The following is an 18,461-nucleotide window of genomic DNA, read 5'->3' on the forward strand; positions in this document are numbered from 1 at the left end:
TCCTCCAGTTCGAGGCACTCGTCTCCGCCGAGAACGCAGCAGCGCAGTCGAGCGGGGCTCCACGGGCGGGGTCACCACCGCGTGAAGTGAGGTCGAGATTACTCGCCGGTACAGCCGGACCGCCAAGGGTCAGGCATCCTTGATGCTGTGTCTTCTCCAGTTTCCCGTGCCGCCGGGGGTCGTCCGCCGCTGACCCATGTGCCGCTTTCGCGCAGGTCGTTGCCGTCACTGGATCCCGCGCCGCCCCCTTGGCCCGGGGAAACAATAGGTGTCGCCGGGGTGAAATTGCACATCCGCCGGACGCCGGGCGGCCCGGAGACGGCCGTCTACGTCCACGGTCTCGGCGGTTCGTCCACGAACTGGACCGACCTCGCCGCGCTCCTGGCGCCCCAGGCGAGCGGCACGTCGATCGATTTGCCGGGTTTCGGCTATTCGGAGCCGCCCGCCGGGTTCGACTTCAGCCTCGACTCGCACGCCGAGATCGTCGCGAGCCACATCGAGAGCCTGGAAGCGGGGCCGGTGCACCTGTTCGGCAACTCGATGGGCGGCGCGGTCGCGCTGCTCGTCGCGGCCCGCCGTCCGGAGCTGGTGAAGACGCTGACGCTGATCTCGCCCGCGATGCCGGATCTCCGGCCCAGTATGAAACGGCTGTCCGACCCGCGAATGGCGTTCGCGTACCTCCCGCTGATCGGTCCGAGGGTGCGGCGTCGGCTGGCCGCGCTCGGCCCGCGTGAACGCGCGATGCAGGTCATCAAGCTGTGCTTCGCCGATCCGAGCCGCTTCGCCGACAGCAGGCTGGACGAGCTCGAAGAGGAGCACAGTGCTCGCGCCGCCTTCGCGTGGGCCGCCCCCGCGCTGGCCCGCAGCACGTTCGGCATCTTCCGGACGTGGTCCGCCCGCGGGCCCGCGTCGCTGTGGGCGGTCGCGCCGAGCGTCGACGCGCCGACGCTCGTCGTGTGGGGGCAGCACGACCGGGTGATCTCCGTCCGGCGCGCCGAGCGCACCGCCCGGCTACTCCCGCACGCGCGGTTGCTGGTCCTTCCCCGAATCGGCCACGTGGCGCAGATGGAACGCCCGAATGTCGTAGCGAAGGCCGTTTTGGGGATGTGGGAATCGGTCGAATCGGGCACCTGGTAGCCCATCCGGGTGAGGAGGACACGCCGCACGAAGCGCCGGTCGCTCACAACATCACAGTTCGGTTATGGCACCCTGGTGCGCGTGGATCGGGTAAAGCAAGGCGCGCAGGGCGAAGGTCGGCGGTCTCAGTACTCCGCCTCCGCCCGTCGTCCGCCGCGCTCCCAGCCCCGGACCACCGACGTGCCGCGCACCGGCCAGTACCGGCCGACGCCGCCGCCGTCGCAGCGGCTCGACGAAGATCGCTACCGCCCCGGTGGCCGCCGGACCAGCGCGCAGCCGCTCAGCGCCTCCTGGAGGCCGCACGAGCCCGGCGCCGCGAAGACGACCGCCAAGCGCAAGAGCAAAGGCGGTATCGGCCAGTTCGCCAAGACCTATGGCTGGCGCGTGTACGCGTTGCCGATCCTCGTGGTGATCACCGCGCTGGTCGTGTTCAACACCGCCACCGGCCCGCCCGAGCCGATCGCCACGGACGGGGCGAGCCTCGCTTCGTCCGACGGTTCCGCCGGCAACGGCGGCGAGCCGGGCGCCGGTGTGGACGGGGGCGGCGACGTCCTCCCGGAGAACCCGGCCAAACCGGTCGACCTCAAGATCCCGACCGCGGACCTGCCCACGGGCGGCAACTTCACCGAGTCCGGCAAGGGCACCTATCACGTGGTGCCGGGCAAGGGCGAAAAAGTGGGCACGGGTCAGCTGTTCACCTACACCGTCGAGGTCGAGGACGGCATCGACCCGTCCAGCTACGGCGGTGACGACAGCTTCGCCACGATGGTGCAGGGCACGCTGTCCAATCCCAAGAGCTGGACGTGGGACGGCAAGAAGGCGCTGCAGCGCGTCGACGCGAGTTACCCGAACCCCAGCTTCCGGGTGAGCCTCACCACACCGAACACCACGCATCGCGCGGACGTCTGCATGTTCCAGATCACCTACGAGACGTCTTGCTACCGCTCGAGTTTCGACAAGCGCGTGGTGATCAACCTCGCCCGCTGGGTGCGGGGGGCGCTGGCCTTCGAGAGCGACATGACCGGGTACCGCCAGTACGCCATCAACCACGAGGTCGGGCACGCCCTCGGCGGAAAGCACGTGGGCTGCCCCGAGAACGGCGCGGTCGCGCCCGTCATGATGCAGCAGACCTTCGGCGTCTCCAACGACTTCGTGGCGCAGCTGAACAATCTCCCCGGCGGTGACCGCGGCAAGGTGCCCGCGGACGGCAAGGTCTGCAAGCCGGGCTCCTGGCCGAACCAGACACCCTAGTCCACGCCGTCTCACCTGCTGGACGGGTCCCAGGATCTGGAACAGGGGAAGGCGTCCGGGCCTTTCCGTGTTGTAGATACTGGGATGCGACCCGCGATCCACGCGAGATGGAGGACCCGATGTCAGGCACGCTGCCGCCGCTCGTAGAGCCGGCCGCCGAGCTCACCAAGGAAGAGGTGGCCCGGTACAGCCGTCACCTGATCATCCCGGACGTCGGGATGACCGGGCAGAAGCGGCTGAAGAACGCCAAGGTGCTGGTCATCGGTGCCGGCGGCCTCGGCAGCCCGGCGCTGCTGTACCTCGCCGCGGCCGGGGTCGGCACGCTCGGCATCGTCGATTTCGACGAGGTCGACGAATCCAACCTGCACCGCCAGGTCATCCACGGCCAGTCCGACATCGGCAAGCTGAAGGCCGCGTCCGCGCAGGAGTCGCTCGCCGAGATCAACCCGTTCGTCAAGGTGCACCTGCACACCGACCGGCTCGAGTCGTCCAACGCGCTGGAGCTGTTCGAGCAGTACGACCTGATCCTCGACGGCACCGACAACTTCGCGACGCGGTACCTGGTCAACGACGCCGCCGTGCTCACCGGCAAGCCCTACGTGTGGGGCTCGATCTACCGGTTCGAGGGCCAGGTGAGCGTGTTCTGGGAGGACGCGCCGAACGGCAAGGGCCTCAACTACCGCGACCTCTACCCCGAGCCGCCGCCGCCCGGCATGGTCCCGTCGTGCGCCGAAGGTGGCGTGCTGGGCGTGCTGTGCGCGTCGATCGGCTCGATCATGGTCAACGAGGCGATCAAGCTGATCACCGGGATCGGTGAGCCGCTGCTGGGCAGGCTCGTCAGCTACGACGCGCTGGAGATGAAGTACCGCGAGGTCAAGATCCGCAAGGATCCGGAGACGCCGAAGATCACCGAGCTCATCGACTACGAAGCGTTCTGCGGTGTTGTGTCCGACGAAGCCGCTTCGGCCGCTTCGGGACACACGATCACTCCGGCGGAGCTCAAGGCCAAGTTCGACAACGGCGACAACTTCGCCCTCATCGACGTCCGCGAGCCGCACGAGTACGAGATCGTGAACATCAAGGGCGCGACGCTGATCCCGAAGGACAAGATCCTCTCGGGCGAGGCGCTGGCGGAACTGCCGCAGGACAAGCCGATCGTGCTGCACTGCAAGTCGGGCGCGCGTTCGGCGGAGGCGCTCGCGGCGCTGCACCAGGCCGGGTTCAAGGACGCGACCCACCTCGGGGGCGGCGTGCTGGCGTGGGCGCGGCAGATCGACCAGAGCCTGCCGACTTACTGAGGTTTCGCGGAAGCGCGTGAAGGCCCCCTTCCCTCGGCTCAGCCGAGGGAAGGGGGCCTTCACGCGCGGGTGGTAGCAAAGGTCCCTTGCTCTCTTTCTGCAGGTCGGCGTGGTGACCGTGTGGATTTCGGGTCATCTGACGCACCAAAATCCACACGGTCCGTAGGCGCCGTCACGCGGAGTTCGGGGTGTGTGGAAATGGGGACACTCAACGTCCCTATTTCCACACACCTCCACTCGGCCGCGCCCAAAGTGGTAGCAAAGGTCCCTTGCTCCCCCGAGCGTCAGTAGCCGACGGACCGGCCCACGAAGATCGCCCGCACGAACTTGGCGAACTCCGCGACGACGTCCGTCCGGTTCCCCAGGGGCGACTTCGGCACGGCGGCGATGATCTCGGCGTCGGTCAGCGGATGGGTTTTCCCGGCCAGCTCGCGCAGTTCCTCGGGTTTCCAGTTGTGGTTCCCCGCGAGGTGCACCGACAGCGCGCCGCGCCGCTGGACGAACTCGATGCGGTCCGCGTTCCGCCGGATGAACTCGCCTTCGCCGACTTGAGCGCACGTCGCGTTTTCAAGGCGCCAAGCGGTCTTCACCGACGTCTCGCAGCTCTCGACGGCGTCGGTCGCGAAGGTCCAGACGGGCGAGATCCACAGCTGCGGCGCGTACTCGACGATCAGCGCCCCGGAGTCTTCGGTCGTCTTGGTCGGGAGCCGCTGCGGGCCGAGGTCCGCCGCGAGAGTGCGATCGCGTGGGACGCCGGTCGCGGCGAGGCGCCGTGCGGGGGTGTCCGGAGGCAGTGACGCGGGGACGGCGATCCCGCCCACGATCAGGGCGACCAAAAGGACACCCGCGCCTGCCCTCGCCCGGAGATCACGCGTGAACAGCCCCGCGACGAGCAGTACCGGCACTCCGAGGAACGGCACCGCGAACCACGGGTCGAACGCCTCGGCCACTTCCAGCACGAAGATCGCGCCGAAGACACCGCAAATCCCGGTCGCGAAGGCCCAGGCCAGCCGCGGCCAAGGCTTCGCGACGGACGGAAACGCTTCCGGTGCCGCGAAAGCGACGAGATAGACCACCCCGATCGACACGAGCGGCACCGGCAACGCGATCCACGGAACGTGCAGGAAAGCGGCGAGCGGGAGCAGCAGGCCCACGGTGAGCGCCCCCAGCGTGCCGAGCAGCCACAGTGAGCCGAGTGCGAGCGCGGTGAGCTGCCCGCCGGTGAGGCGGCGCTGAGCCGTTCGGGGGATCACGGTCGAAGAATGGCAGGTCAGAAGCGATCCTGTCTTGAGTATCGCTACTCAAGACCAGCGCGTCTTCTCGTTCGTGGCGCGGAAGACGGGGTAACGTGCCGAGCCGTGCGTGCCACCCTTGAAAGCCCTCCGGAACACGTCTGTTCGGCGTTCGGCGGACGTACCGGTGACGCGGAACCGCTGCCCGGCACCACCGCCTGGCGCTACAACGATCTCGTGCTCAAACCCGTCGTCGACAAGTCGCGGACCCTGTGGACGGCCCGGGCGCTGGAAGCCGTCGACGAGCCGGGGCTGCGGGTCGCGAAGCCCGTCCGGTCCAGCGACGGCCGATGGATCGTCGGCGGCTGGTCGGCGAACCGGTTCGTGTCCGGCACGGCCGAGCACCGGTACGACGAGGTCGTGCACGCGGCGGTCAAACTGCATCGCGCGACGGCCGGGTTGCCGCGGCCGGATTTCCTGGGACGGCGCACCGACATCGAGGCGCTCGCCGACAAACTCGCCTGGGGCGAGGCGGAAGTGCCCCTCGACGAGAACAAGGGCGGCCGCTGGTTCGAGGTGCTGGCCGGTTCGCGAAGACCGGTCAAACTGCCGGACCAGGTCGTCCACGGCGAGCTTCTCGCCGGAGTGCTCTTCGACGGCGACGCGGCCCCCGGCATCGTCGATTTCGTGCCGTACTACCGGCCGGGTGAATGGGGCGCCGCGATCGTCGCGGTCGACGCACTGGCCTGGGGCGGCGCCACCATCGATCTCCTCGAACGCTGGGCGCATCTGCCCCAATGGCCCCAGCTTCTCCTACGGGCTGTCCTCTTCCGGCTCGCCGCCAACGCCCTCGACCCGCGGTCGACCCGGGCGGCGCACGACGGACTCCGTGCCGCCGCCCGGGACGTGAGCGCGGTGCTGTAGGTCACTCGGTGCGCAGGTTCTCCGTCTTCGCCGCCGCGCGGACCGACGGGACCGTCGACGCCGTCACCAGCAGCACCATCGCGATCGCCGCCGCGGCGAGCAGCCCGACCGCCGGCCAGTCGACGTGCAAGCCCTTCCAGAACAGCCGCCTGCCCAGCGCGGCGACGGCGATCCCGGTCACCGTCGCGACCACGATGCCCACCAGCAGCGGAATTCCGTTCTGCCACAGCAGGGATCGGACGATCACCCGCACCGGCACGCCGGTGGCGGACAGCGCCCCGAGCGCCCGGCGCCGTTCCCGGACCTGTTCCTGAGCGAGCACCAGCAGGCTCACCCCGGCCAGCAACAGGACGGACAACGCGCCGCCGAACAGGATGGTCCGCACGTCGTCGAGCATCCGGGCCTCGTCCGAGACCCGCTTTTCGTTGGCGGACGCCACCGAGACCTGTCCGCTGTACGGCGCCACCGCGTTCCGCACCAGCTCGACGAAGTCCGGATCGCCGGTCGTCCCCCGCAGGCTCACCGTGACCGGCGCGGCGGCCAGGTCGACGCCCGCCATCGCGGCGGGTGTCGCGAGCACGTGTGGCTGGAGCTGCTCGCCGAGCCCCGACGCCTTCACGCCGAGCGGGCGGGGCGTGGCAGGAACGGTCCAGGGCCATTCCCTCTTGTCGTCGTCGGTGAGCTTCATCGACTGTCCTTTGTGGAGAGAAGCGGGATCGGCGAACACGTCACCGTCGTGGCATCCGGTCGCCGTGGTGGTCGCTTCGATCGTGGCGCAGTCGGCGACGGTGAGCGAGACGAGCCCGCCATCGCCGCGGTTCGTGTCGACGAGCATCGAGCGCATGGCCTGGAAGCCGGCCGCGCCGGGCACCGCGCGGACCGCGGCGATCGCCTGATCGGCCACCGAACTGTCGGCATGGACGGAGATCCGGTCATCGGTCTTCTCCTGGTGAACGGCCGCCGACGTCGCCTGGCCCGCCAACAGGCTCTGCAGCGCGATCACCCCGGCGAGCACCACGCAGAGCCCCGCGACCACCCGGGCCGGGGTCCCGCTGTCGTTCCGCAGACGGCGGATCGCGAGCTGGAATGACGGCGGCCCGCCCTTGATCCGGGCGACGGCACGCTCCAGCAGCCACGGCAGCACCGCGGGTATCCCGAGCATCAGCAGCACGGCACCGGCGATCAGCGCCATCCGGCCGAGTTCGCTCGCGACGCTGAAATCCGGGGCTATCAAAGCGATTCCGGCGACGATCGGCAGCAGCCTCCACCACAACCGCCGCTTCGGCGGCACGGTTTCGCGGACGACTCCGAGCGGTTCGGCGACCGTGTGCCGCTGCGCGGCCCAAGCCGCCGCCACGGTCAGCGCGGGGACCACGAGCACGATCAGCACCACCAGTGGCCACGGCGGTGTCAGGTCCTCCGAGTACACCCCGAACCGGAGCACCTGGAAGTCCGCCACCGCGCCGCGGAACAGCAGGAACGACGCGCCGCCGGCGACCAGCCCGGCCACGGCGCCCACGAGGGATTCCGCCGCGGTGATCCGGCGCAGCTGCTTGAGGGACGAGCCCGCCAGGCGTAGCGCGGCGAGCCGCCGGTCACGGGCCGCACCGCCGAGCCGGGAGACCGTCCCCACGAAGATGAACACCGGCGTGAGCAGGACGAAGAGACCGATCAGCAGCAGCGAGAGAATTCCCCGTTCGAACGGCGCTTCGTAGCCGGGAGGGGAACCGAAGGCATAGATCGGGGCGCCGTTGCGTGGATTGTCCGTGCCGGCGTAGACGACGAGATCATTCGGATTGAGTACCGCTCCCGTGCCGATGATCCCGACCGGCTTGCCGGGCAGACGGGGCCGTAACAGACCACTGGTGTCGGCCGCGACGAGTTCGTCGAGCTTCGGGGAAAGGAAGACCTCGCCCGGCGCGGGCAGCCGGTCCACCCCCGGCGGGATCGGCGAATTCGGCCCGGTGGCGTGCAGATGGACGAGCGAGATCGCCTGCCCGCGGAAGTCGGTCGTCGTCGTGTGGTGGTTCAGCGGTGCGACACCCGGGATCGGTTCGTACCGCGGGGAAGCGGCGTACGCCCGCTGGTCGCGGTTCTCCTTGACGGTGCCCGCGGAGGCGCCGATCAGGAGGACCGCGACCGCGAGCCCGATGCCGACGGTGCTCAGGACGAGCCTGACGATCGAGCCCCGGCCGCCCCCGACGGCCAGCCGGAACCCCAGCATCAGGTCTTCGCGCCCGGTCATCGGGTGATCACCGGTTCGCGTGTCCGGCCGTCTCGCACGATGACCTCCCGGTCGGAGTAGGCGGCCACCCTCGGTTCGTGGGTGACGAGGACGACGGCGGCGTCGGTCTGCTTCGCCGTCTCGGACAGCAGTCGCATGACCAGCTCTCCGCTGAGCGTGTCCAGCGCGCCGGTCGGTTCGTCGGCGAAGACCACCGACGGTTCGGTGATCAGCGCCCTGGCCATGGCGACCCGCTGGCTCTGCCCGCCCGAAACCTGGCCGGGGGTGCTGTCACCGGCGTCGCCGACCGCCAGCCGGTCGAGCCAGGTCCGCGCGAGCCGCTCGGCGGGGCGGCGTTTCATCCCGCCAAGGCGCAGTGGCAGCGCGACGTTCTCCAGGCAGGTCAGCTCCGGGACGAGCTGCCCGAACTGGAAGACGAAGCCGAATTCGGTGCGCCGCAAGGCGCTGCGTTCGGTGTCGGACATGCTCGCGAGGTCACGGCCGCGGAACAGCACCTGACCCGCGTCGGGCCGCACGATTCCGGACAGGCAGTGCAGCAGCGTCGACTTCCCGGAGCCGGAGGGGCCCATGATCGCGACGATCTCGCCGGCTTCGAGCGTCAGCCCCGCCCCGGTGAGCGCCTGATTCGGGCCGAAGGCCTTGTGCAGGCCGAGCCCGTGTAACAACGGTGTTTCCACTGTGTGGTCCCCAGATCAGCGCGTCAGCTGGCGCGCGAGGTCGTCGAGGCGGGCGGCGGTGAGTTCCAGCCACCGCAGATCCGCTTCCAGGTGGAAGAGCGCGTGGTCGCAGATCAGCTGGTCGGCGAGGTCGCCGTCGGTCTTGCGGGCGGTGAGCTCACGCATGGCGCGCAGGTGGGAGCTCCGCTGGGCGTCGAGCAGGTCCTGCGCGCCGCGGCCGGACAGCAACGCGAGCACGACCTTGGTGTAGAGCGTGTTCTGCAGGTAGACCGAGGGGTTTTCCGGGCTTTTCAGCCATTCCTCGACGTTGGTGACGCCCGCCTCGGTGATCGCGTACCGCTTCCGGTCCGGGCCGGCGCCCGCCTCGACGCCGTTCTCCTCGACCAGGCCGTTCTTCAGGAGCCGGTTCAGCGTCGAGTAGACCTGCCCGTAGTGCAGCGGACGGTCTTGGCGGAACTGCTTGTCGTAAAGCTGTTTGAGGTCATAGCCGTGCTTCGGGCCGGCTTCGAGCAGGCCGAGCAGCGTGTTCCCGATGGACATGAGGGCGACTATACACACGATCTATACATCGAGTGTATAGCTGCTGAGGGCGTCATTCCCCGCATGTGACGCGGTGAAGGCCCCATCAGCCCTTTTGACCCGTGCCGCATCAAGAGGTGCCGCGAAAGCCACTTTCGGGACATCAGATGTCCCGAAAGTGGCTTTCGCGACGTCGCGAGGTCGACTCGGGCAGGCTCGCGACCTCACGGTGTGACGTGGCTCGACGGCGGGCAATGTCAAACGCCTGAAACATTCAGGAGTTTTCAGGTAACACGGCCTACCTACCTTCAAGCGCTATCGACGCCTGGAGGAGGTGCCCGTGCCACTCGCCGCCCCCACCGTGACCGCGGTGGACACGCACTGCCCGTACTGCGCCCTGCAGTGCGGGATGAGCCTCGACGGCGCCCGGGTCGCCCCGCGTGACTTCCCGGTCAACGCCGGCGGCCTCTGCCAGAAGGGCTGGACGTCGGGGGAGCTCCTCACCTCGCCCTCCCGCCTGACGACACCACTGATCAGGGTCGACGGTGAACTCCGGCCCGCGACCTGGCCGCAGGCCCTCGACCTCGTCGCGAAGCGGCTCACCGAGATCCGCGAAACCAAGGGCGCCGACTCGGTCGCCGTCTTCGGCGGCGGCGGGCTGACCAACGAGAAGGCTTATCTGCTGGGGAAGTTCGCCCGGGTCGCGCTGGGCACCTCGCAGATCGACTACAACGGCCGGTTCTGCATGTCGTCGGCGGCGGCCGCGGGGATCAAGGCGTTCGGCGCCGACCGCGGGATGCCGTTCCCGGTCACGGATCTCGCCGACGCCGACGCGGTCCTGCTGATCGGCGCGAACCCCGCCGAGACGATGCCGCCGTTCACCCAGCACCTGCGTGGCGCGGACCTGATCGTCGTCGACCCGCGCCGCACGCCGACCGCCGAACTCGCCGGACTCCACCTGCAGCCCGCGCCGGGAACCGATCTCGCGCTGGCGCAAGGCATCCTGCACGCCGTCGTCGCCGACGGCCGGCTCGACAAGTCCTATGTGGTCTCGCGGACGAACGGCTTCGAGGAACTGTGGCGTTCGGTCGCGGCCTGGTGGCCGGAGCGCGTCGAGCAGATCACCGGCGTCTCCGCCGCGGACCAGCGTCGCGTCGCCGCCAAGCTCGCCGCCGCCCGCAACGCCTATGTCCTCACCGCGCGCGGTACCGAACAGCACGCCAACGGCACCGCGATGGTCAACGCCTGGATCAATCTCTCGCTCGCCCTCGGCCTGCCCGGACGCAAGGGATCCGGGTTCGGCTGCCTGACCGGGCAGGGCAACGGACAGGGTGGTCGCGAGCACGGGCAGAAGGCGGACCAACTGCCCGGTTACCGCAAGATCGACGACCCCGCGGCCCGCGAGTACGTCGCCGGAGTGTGGGGCGTGCCGCCGGAATCCCTGCCGGGGCCGGGCCGGTCGGCGGTCGAGCTGCTGGAGGCGCTCGGCACCGAAGACGGGCCGAGCGCGCTGATGGTGTTCGGCAGCAACCTCGTCGTTTCCGCGCCCGGTGCCGGGAACATCCAGGACAAAGTGTCCTCTTTGGACTTCCTGGTGGTCTCGGACCTCGTCCTTTCGGAGACCGCGGCGATGGCCGACGTCGTCCTGCCGGTCACCCAGTGGGCCGAGGAGGACGGCACGATGACCAACCTCGAAGGCCGGATCCTCCTGCGTCGCAAGGCGATCGACCCGCCGTCCGGCGCGAAGACCGATCTTTACGTGCTTTCCGAGCTCGCCCGCCGGTTCGGCCAGCCCGAGGGACGGTTCCCGGCGGACGCCGAGACCGTCTTCACCGAGCTTCGGCAGGCTTCGAAGGGCGGTGTCGCCGACTACTCGGGCATCACCTACGACCGGCTCCGGGACGGCGAGGCCCTCTACTGGCCCGTCCCGGCGGAGTCGCATCCCGGCACGCCGCGGATGTTCCTCGACTCCTTCGCCCATCCGGACGGCCGCGCGCGGTTCGTCCCGGTCGACCACGTCGGCCCGGCCGAGCTGCCCGACGCCGAATTCCCCTTGCAGGCCACCACCGGGCGGGTCCTGCAGCACTACCAGTCCGGGGCGCAGACCCGGCTGGTCAAAGAACTCAACGACGTCGTGGCGGAGGCCTTCGTGGAAGTTCATCCCGACACCGCTGCCCGCGCGGGGCTGGCCGAGGGCGACCTCGCCGTCGTGCGCTCCCGCCGCGGGAAGACCGTCGCACGCGTCCGCTGTGTGGCGTCGCTGCGTCCCGACCTCGTGTTCCTGCCGTTCCACTTCCCCGGCGAGGGCCGGGCGAACCTGCTGACCAACCCGGTGCTCGACCCGACGAGCCGGATGCCCGAGTTCAAGGTGTGCGCGGTCGCGCTCGCCCCGGCCGAGGCCGTCGCGTGAGCCCCCGGTCGGTGGTCATCGCCGGGTACGGGATGGCGGGCGCGCGGCTCGCGGACGAGATCCAGCGCCGCGATCCCGATGGCGAGCGCGTGCGGCTCACCGTCGTCGGCGCGGAGGAGCACGCCGCCTACAACCGGGTGCTGCTCTCGTCGGTGGTCGCCGGCACCATGCGGCCCGAGGCCGTCCGGCTGCACGACGACGAATGGTCGTCCCGCACCCGCGCCGACCTGCGCCGGGGTGTCTCCGCGACGTCGATCGACCGGGACGCGCGCCGGGTCCACCTCGACGACGGGTCCACTGTGGACTACGACGCGCTCGTGCTCGCCACCGGCGCGAACCCGTGGATGCCGCCGGTCGAAGGGCTCGAACCCGGCCCGGACGTCGTCGCGTTCCGCACGCTCGACGACTGCGCGCGCATTCTCGACGCCGCCAAACTTGGGGCGCCGGTGGCCGTCCTCGGCGGTGGGTTGCTCGGCCTGGAAGCCGCGCGGGGCCTCGCCGGACGCGGGAACCTCGTCACCGTCGTGCATCCGATGCCGCACATCATGGAACGTCAGCTCGACGCGGAATCCGCGCGGGTGCTGACCAGGAAACTCGAAGAACTCGGCGTCGCCTTCCGGCTCGGCGTCGGGGCGGCGCGCTACGTCAGCGGCGACGGGCTCAAACTCGACGACGGTACGCACGTGCCCGCCGATCTCATCGTCGTCTCCACCGGAGTCCGGCCCGAGACGAAGCTGGCCGTGGACGCCGGGCTGACCGTCGAAGGCGGCATCGTCGTCGACGATCTGCTGCGCACCAGCGACGGCCGGATCCACGCGATCGGCGACTGCGCGAAGCATCCGGGCGCGTTCGGCGGCCTCGTGCAACCCGCGTGGGAACAGGCCACCGTCGTCGCGGATCTGGTCACCGGCACGAAATCCGCGTCACGCTATCGCGGCACCCAGGCGGTGACGCGGCTCAAGGCCCGCGGCATCGACCTCACCGCGCTCGGCGAGACGATGACCGGCGCGGACGACCCGACCGCCGAAGTGCTCACCTTCAGCGACCCGGCGGGCTGCCGCTACGGGAAGCTCGTCATCCGGGAAAACCGGGTGACCGGCGCGATCCTGCTCGGCCTGCCCGACGCGGCCGCGACGATCACGCAACTCTACGACCGGGGCACCCCGGTGCCCGAAGACCGGCTGGCGGTCCTTTTAGGACGGTCGCTGCCGCCGGGAGCGCCGTCGGCGGCGAGCCCGGCCGATCTGCCCGCGTCGGCGGTCATCTGCCGCTGCAACGCCGTGACCAAGGGGCGGCTCGTCGAAGCGTGGCGCGGCGGCGCCACCGACGTCCCCGCCCTCGCCGGGGCGACCCGCGCGACGACCGGCTGCGGCGGCTGCAAGGACGCCGTCGGCGGGGTCGCGAAATGGCTGGCCGCCCAGTGAACCCGAACGCATCCACCAAGGAGGACCTCATGCACGCTCGTGGAAAGCGCTGGATCGAGCACTGGGATCCGGAGAACGAGCGGTTCTGGGAGGAGACCGGGAAGAAGGTCGCCCGGCGGAACCTCTGGTTCTCCATCCTGGCCGAGCACATCGGCTTCTCCGTCTGGACACTGTGGTCGGTCATGGTCCTGTTCATGGGCCCGCAGTACGGGTTCTCGGCCGCCGACAAATTCCTGCTGGTCTCGACGCCGACGCTGATCGGCGCGCTGATGCGGCCGCTCTACACCTTCGCGGTGGCGAAGTTCGGTGGCCGGAACTGGACGATCGTCAGCGCCCTGCTGTTGCTGGCGCCGACGATCCTCGCGGCGATCGCGATGGAACCGGGCACCTCGCTCGGCACGTTCCTGCTGATCGCCGCACTCGGCGGGGTCGGCGGCGGGAACTTCGCGTCGTCGATGACCAACATCAACGCGTTCTACCCCGAGAAGCACAAGGGCTGGGCGCTCGGGCTCAACGCGGGCGGCGGGAACCTCGGTGTGGCGGCGATCCAGCTGATCGGCCTGCTGGTCATCGGCACCGTCGGCGCGACCGCGCCCCGGGTGGTCCTCTACATCTACATCCCGCTGATCGTGGTCGCCGCGACCTGCGCGTACTTCTTCATGGACAACCTCGCTTCGATGAAGGGCGACACGAAGGCGATGCGCGAGGTCGTCAAGGATCCGCACACCTGGGTGATGTCGTTCCTCTACGTGGGCACGTTCGGTTCGTTCATCGGGTACAGCTTCGCCTTCGGCCTGGTGCTGCAGAACCAGTTCGGCCGCACGCCGCTGCAGGCGGCCGCGGTGACGTTCCTCGGGCCGCTGCTCGGTTCGTTCTCACGGCCGACGGGCGGCTGGCTGGCCGACCGCATCGGTGGCGGCAAGATCACCTTCGTGACGTTCGTCGGCATGGCCGCGGCGACGGTGGTGCTGATCCTCGCGTCGTCGTCGAACTCGCTGGCGTTGTTCACCGTCGCGTTCATCGTGTTGTTCGTGCTCACCGGTATCGGCAACGGCTCGACGTACAAGATGATCCCGGCGATCTTCCGCGCCAAGGCCAAGGTCGCGATCAGCGAGGGCGCGGACGAGACGCTGGAGATGCTCAAGGCCCGCAAGCTTTCCGGCGCGCTGATCGGCTTGGCCGGGGCGATCGGCGCCCTCGGCGGGCTCTTCATCAACCTGGCCTTCCGCCAGTCGTTCGCGGACACGAAGAGCGGGGTGCCGGCGTTCATCGCCTTCCTCGTCTTCTACGGCCTGTGCTTCGCCGTCACCTGGGCGGTGTACCTGCGCAAACAGCAGTCGGAGGTGGCGAGCACCCGAGGTCTGGCGCTCGCCGGGGCGGAGGTCTGATGCGGAAACTCGTCGTCGCGGGACATGGCATGGTCGCGCACCGGCTCGTGGAAGCGGTGCGCGCGGAGGACAAGACCGGCGAGTGGCAGATCGTGGTCCTCGCCGAGGAGGCGCGGCCCGCTTACGATCGCGTCGCCCTGACGTCCTATGTGGACACGTGGGACCCGGCGTCACTCGCTTTGGAAGGCGCGGACTACGCGGACGACCCGATGGTCGAACTGCGGCTCGGTGACGCGGTCGCCTCGGTGGACCGGGACCGCAAGGTCGTCGTCACCGAAGCCGGATACGAGCAGCCGTACGACGCGCTCGTCCTCGCGACCGGTTCGCGGCCGTTCGTCCCGCCGGTGCCCGGCCACGATCTCCCCGGCTGCTTCGTGTACCGGACGATCGAGGATCTCGACGCCATCCGGGAAGCCGCTCAGCGGCCCGGGCGCGGGCGCCGTTCGGCGGTCGTCATCGGTGGCGGGCTCCTCGGGTTGGAAGCCGCGAAGGCGCTGCGGGACATGGGTCTTTCGCCGCACGTGGTCGAGATGGCGCCCCGCCTGATGCCGCTACAGGTCGACGAAGGCGGTGGTGGCCTGCTGCGACGGCTGATCACCGATCTCGACGTGACCGTCCACACGGGAACGTCGACCGACGCCATCGAGCCGGACGGCGAACGCTACATCGCGAAGCTCGGCAACGGCACGGAACTCGACGTCGACCTGGTCGTGTTCTCCGCCGGAATCCGGCCGCGTGACGATCTGGCGCGTTCGTCCGGCCTGGAAGTCGGCGCGCGGGGCGGGATCCTGGTCGACGACACCTGCCGGACATCCGATCCGGCGGTGTACGCGATCGGTGAATGCGCGGCCGTGGACGGCAAGGTGTACGGCATCGTGGCGCCCGGGTACGCGATGGCGGAGATCGTCGCGGCGCGGCTGACCGGCGGCGAGGGCACGTTCCCCGAGCCGGATATGTCGACGAAGCTCAAGCTCATGGGCGTCGACGTCGCCAGCTTCGGCGACGCGCACGCGGCGACCGAGGGCGCGCTGGAGGTCGCGTTCAACGACGCCGTCGCCGGGACGTACAAGAAGCTCGTCGTCTCGGACGACTCGAAGACGTTGCTCGGCGGGGTGCTGGTGGGCGACGCGAGCGAGTTCAACACGCTGCGCGCGATGGTCGGCAGGCCGCTGCCCGCCGAACCCGGCGCGATCCTCGCCCCGGCCGGTGGAGGGGCGGCGGTCGGTGTCGACGCGCTGCCCGACGCCGCGCAGATCTGTTCCTGCAACGCGGTCTCCAAGGGTGCGATCACGCACGCGATCACCGAAGAGGGCTGCGATTCGGTCGCCAAGATCAAGGGCTGCACGCGGGCGGGCACGGCGTGCGGATCGTGTGTCCCGCTGCTGGGCAAGCTGCTGACGGCTTGCGGTGTCGAGCAGTCGAAGGCGCTGTGTGAGCACTTCACGCAGTCGCGCGCGGAGCTGTTCCAGATCCTGCAGGCCACGCGGATCACCACGTTCAGCGAGATGATCGACCGCTACGGCACCGGAACCGGGTGCGCGATCTGCAAACCGGCGATCGCGTCCATCCTGGCCACGCTGGGCAACGGGCATATCCTCGCCGGCGAGCAGGCGACCCTGCAGGACACCAACGACAAGTTCCTCGCGAACCTGCAGCGCAACGGGACCTACTCGGTGGTCCCGCGCATCCCCGGCGGCGAGATCACGCCGGAGAAGCTGATGGTGATCGCGCAGGTGGCGATGGATTTCGGGCTGTACACCAAGATCACCGGCGGGCAGCGGATCGACCTGTTCGGCGCCACCGTCGACCAGCTCCCGCTGATCTGGCGGCGGCTCGTCGACGCCGGGTTCGAATCGGGCCACGCGTACGGGAAGTCGTTGCGCACGGTGAAGTCGTGCGTCGGTTCGACGTGGTGCCGCTACGGCGTTCAGGACAGCGTCGGGCTCGCGATCGAGCTGGAGCTGCGCTACCGCGGCCTGCGCTCGCCGCACAAGCTGAAGTCGGCCGTTTCGGGCTGTGCGCGGGAATGCGCGGAGGCGCGGAGCAAGGACTTCGGCATCATCGCCACCGACAAGGGCTGGAACCTCTACGTCGGCGGTAACGGCGGCGCGACCCCGCGGCACGCCGATCTGCTGGTGTCCGAAGTGGACACAGAGACGCTGATCCGGACGATCGACCGGTTCCTGATGTTCTACGTCCGCACGGCCGACCGCCTGCAGCGCACCGCGCCGTGGGTCGAGGAGATGGAGGGCGGACTCGACCACCTGCGCGCGGTGATCGTCGACGACAAGCTCGGCATCTGCGAGGACCTCGACGCGGCGATGGCCAAACACGTCGGCGACTACGCCGACGAATGGCGCGGCGTGCTGGAGGACCCGGAGAAGCTGGCGAAGTTCACCTCGTTCGTCAACGCGCCGGGCACGCCGGATCCGACGATCTCGTTCCGCACCGAACGCGACCAGAAGGTGCCCGTGCTGCTGGGCATCCCGGAGGTGAAGCAGTGACGACCTCGATCCAGCGCACCTGGACCGCCGTCTGCGCGGCCGGCGCCGTTCCCGAATGGTCCGGTGTCGCCGCCCTGCTCGAAGGCGAGACGCAGGTGGCGATCTTCCGGCTGCCCGGCGACCGGTGGTACGCACTGTCCAATGTGGATCCGATCAGCGGTGCGGCGGTGCTTTCGCGAGGCATCGTCGGTGACGCGAGCGGTGTCCCCGTGGTGGCTTCGCCGGTGTACAAGGAACGCTTCGATCTGCGGACCGGCTCGTGCCTGGACGCCGAAGGAGTCTCGGTCGCGGCCTATCGGGTGCGGGTCACCGATGGGGTCGTGGAGGTGGAATTCTCACCGTGACAGAAGTCCTTCCCCTGGCGGGATTCGTCATCGGGATCACGGCGGCGCGGCGGGCTGACGAGCTCGGCGCGCTGTTCGTGCGTAAGGGTGCGACCGTGCGCTACGGCCCGGCGATCCGGATCGTGCCGCTCGCCGACGACACCGAACTGCGAGCGGCCACTCGGCGTCTGCTGGAGGACCGGGTCGACGCCGTCGTCGCGACGACCGGGATCGGCTTCCGCGGCTGGGTCGAGGCGGCCGAGGGCTGGGGGCTGGGGGAGGAGCTGCTCGACCGGCTCGGGAAGTCGTCGCTGCTGGCTCGCGGTCCGAAGGCGAAGGGCGCGATCCGCGCGGCCGGGCTTTCGGAGGACTACTCGCCTGCCTCGGAGAGCAATGCCGAAGTCCTGCGGCATCTGCTCGATTCCGGTGTGGACGGTCAGCGGATCGCGGTGCAGCTGCACGGCGAGCCGCTTCCGTACTTTGTGGACAGTCTGCGCGGCGCGGGTGCCGAGGTGATCGAGGTGCCGGTGTACCGGTGGGTCGGGCCCGCCGATCCCGGCCCGCTGGACCGGCTGCTCGACGGTGTCCTCGACGGTTCGGTGGACGCGTTGCCGTTCACCAGCGCGCCCGCGGTGGCGTCCATGCTGGCGGTCGCGAAACGGACCGGGCGATTGCCGGGAATCGTGCGGGCACTGGAGAAGCGGGTCGTGGCGGCCTGTGTCGGGCCGATCACCGCGGCGCCGTTGGCCGCGCTCGGGATCCCGACGGTCCAGCCCGCGCGGTCGCGGATCGGGGCGCTGGCGCGGACGGTGTCCGACGCGCTGGAATCCCGTTCGCCGCGGCTGACCGCGGGCGGGCGGAGCATCGAACTGCGGGGGCAGGCGGCGTTGGTCGACGGCCAGTGGTGTGACATCGCGCCCGCGCCGATGGCCATACTGCGGGCGCTGGCGGAGGCACCGGGGCGGGTGTTCTCCCGGCGGGAGCTGATCTCCGCGTTGCCCGACGGCGGCGAGGAACACGCCGTCGAGACCGCCATCGGGCGCCTGCGGAGCTCTTTGGGGTCGCCGAAACTCGTCCAGACGGTGGTGAAGCGCGGCTACCGCTTGGCCGTCGATCCGTGACCCCCGGG

General features: G+C 69.8%; 14 protein-coding genes. 10 read left to right on the forward strand and 4 right to left on the reverse strand.

The features are described from left to right. Positions 1–279 precede the first annotated feature (279 nt). The 3 genes from ACZ1DY_RS06170 to moeZ all read left to right on the forward strand — a co-directional run bounded on the left by ACZ1DY_RS06170 (position 280) and on the right by moeZ (position 3,686). A complete protein-coding gene (locus ACZ1DY_RS06170; RefSeq protein WP_465483829.1) occupies positions 280–1,137 on the forward strand; it encodes an alpha/beta fold hydrolase in 858 nt (285 codons plus the stop codon). Positions 1,138–1,218: 81 nt separating this feature from the next. Continuing rightward, positions 1,219–2,388, forward strand: a complete 1,170-nt coding sequence (locus ACZ1DY_RS06175) for a DUF3152 domain-containing protein (RefSeq protein ID WP_257489026.1) — start codon at positions 1,219–1,221, stop codon at positions 2,386–2,388. A 119-nt stretch (positions 2,389–2,507) separates the two neighbouring features. Then, entirely contained in the window at positions 2,508–3,686 is a 1,179-nt protein-coding gene (gene moeZ / locus ACZ1DY_RS06180; protein WP_465483830.1) for an adenylyltransferase/sulfurtransferase MoeZ, read from the forward strand. Between the two features lie 284 nt (positions 3,687–3,970). Here the strand turns inward: moeZ and ACZ1DY_RS06185 are convergent, their stop codons facing one another. After that, on the reverse strand, positions 3,971–4,939 hold the full coding sequence (locus tag ACZ1DY_RS06185) for a hypothetical protein (RefSeq protein WP_465483831.1): 969 nt from the start codon (positions 4,937–4,939) through the stop codon (positions 3,971–3,973). Between the two features lie 105 nt (positions 4,940–5,044). Here ACZ1DY_RS06185 and ACZ1DY_RS06190 point away from each other — a divergent pair, with 105 nt between their 5' ends. Continuing rightward, positions 5,045–5,842, forward strand: coding sequence for a TIGR02569 family protein (locus ACZ1DY_RS06190; protein WP_126736322.1), 798 nt, complete (start codon positions 5,045–5,047; stop codon positions 5,840–5,842). A 1-nt stretch (position 5,843) separates the two neighbouring features. Here ACZ1DY_RS06190 and ACZ1DY_RS06195 read toward each other — a convergent pair whose 3' ends face one another. From ACZ1DY_RS06195 to ACZ1DY_RS06205, 3 genes are read right to left on the reverse strand one after another with little or no spacing between them, the layout of a single operon-like run. Further along, positions 5,844–8,087, reverse strand: coding sequence for an FtsX-like permease family protein (locus ACZ1DY_RS06195; RefSeq protein WP_465483832.1), 2,244 nt, complete (start codon positions 8,085–8,087; stop codon positions 5,844–5,846). After that, the gene (locus tag ACZ1DY_RS06200; RefSeq protein WP_257489023.1) at positions 8,084–8,764 is read right to left on the reverse strand and encodes an ABC transporter ATP-binding protein; all 681 of its coding nucleotides are present in this window, start codon (positions 8,762–8,764) and stop codon (positions 8,084–8,086) included. The genes ACZ1DY_RS06195 and ACZ1DY_RS06200 overlap by 4 nt, the downstream gene beginning before the upstream one ends. Positions 8,765–8,779: 15 nt before the next feature. Next, a complete protein-coding gene (locus tag ACZ1DY_RS06205) occupies positions 8,780–9,304 on the reverse strand; it encodes a PadR family transcriptional regulator (protein WP_257489022.1) in 525 nt (174 codons plus the stop codon). 319 nt (positions 9,305–9,623) lie between these two features. Here ACZ1DY_RS06205 and ACZ1DY_RS06210 point away from each other — a divergent pair, with 319 nt between their 5' ends. The 6 genes from ACZ1DY_RS06210 to ACZ1DY_RS06235 are packed head-to-tail and all read left to right on the forward strand — an operon-like array spanning position 9,624 to position 18,453. Further along, positions 9,624–11,693: a molybdopterin oxidoreductase family protein gene (locus ACZ1DY_RS06210; protein ID WP_465483833.1), complete on the forward strand. Its 2,070-nt coding sequence runs from the start codon at positions 9,624–9,626 to the stop codon at positions 11,691–11,693. Then, complete coding sequence (locus ACZ1DY_RS06215) at positions 11,690–13,117, forward strand: FAD-dependent oxidoreductase (protein ID WP_257489020.1); 1,428 nt, start codon at positions 11,690–11,692, stop codon at positions 13,115–13,117. Before ACZ1DY_RS06210 ends, ACZ1DY_RS06215 begins: the two co-directional genes overlap by 4 nt. 29 nt (positions 13,118–13,146) lie before the next feature. Next, entirely contained in the window at positions 13,147–14,505 is a 1,359-nt protein-coding gene (locus ACZ1DY_RS06220) for a nitrate/nitrite transporter (RefSeq protein ID WP_257489019.1), read from the forward strand. Continuing rightward, positions 14,505–17,009 (forward strand): nitrite reductase large subunit NirB, encoded by a 2,505-nt coding sequence (gene nirB, locus ACZ1DY_RS06225; RefSeq protein ID WP_465483834.1) that lies wholly within the window; start codon positions 14,505–14,507, stop codon positions 17,007–17,009. The genes ACZ1DY_RS06220 and nirB overlap by 1 nt, the downstream gene beginning before the upstream one ends. Beyond that, positions 17,006–17,353 carry a nitrite reductase small subunit NirD gene (gene nirD, locus ACZ1DY_RS06230; RefSeq protein WP_257489017.1) on the forward strand — a complete coding sequence of 116 codons (348 nt, stop codon included), beginning with the start codon at positions 17,006–17,008 and terminating at the stop codon, positions 17,351–17,353. Before nirB ends, nirD begins: the two co-directional genes overlap by 4 nt. Next, positions 17,350–18,453, forward strand: coding sequence for a uroporphyrinogen-III synthase (locus tag ACZ1DY_RS06235; RefSeq protein ID WP_465483835.1), 1,104 nt, complete (start codon positions 17,350–17,352; stop codon positions 18,451–18,453). The genes nirD and ACZ1DY_RS06235 overlap by 4 nt, the downstream gene beginning before the upstream one ends. The last annotated feature ends 8 nt before the right edge of the window (positions 18,454–18,461 follow it).

The organism is Amycolatopsis sp. PSD-21, assembly GCF_055561455.1.

Excerpts from the sequence above, each read along its gene's own strand:
- moeZ (WP_465483830.1), top strand. The coding sequence starts at position 2,508 with ATGTCAGGCACGCTGCCGCCGCTCGTAGAGCCGGCCGCCGAGCTCACC.
- ACZ1DY_RS06195 (WP_465483832.1), bottom strand. The coding sequence starts at position 8,087 with ATGACCGGGCGCGAAGACCTGATGCTGGGGTTCCGGCTGGCCGTCGGG.
- ACZ1DY_RS06205 (WP_257489022.1), bottom strand. The coding sequence starts at position 9,304 with ATGTCCATCGGGAACACGCTGCTCGGCCTGCTCGAAGCCGGCCCGAAG.
- ACZ1DY_RS06220 (WP_257489019.1), top strand. The coding sequence starts at position 13,147 with ATGCACGCTCGTGGAAAGCGCTGGATCGAGCACTGGGATCCGGAGAAC.
- nirB (WP_465483834.1), top strand. The coding sequence starts at position 14,505 with ATGCGGAAACTCGTCGTCGCGGGACATGGCATGGTCGCGCACCGGCTC.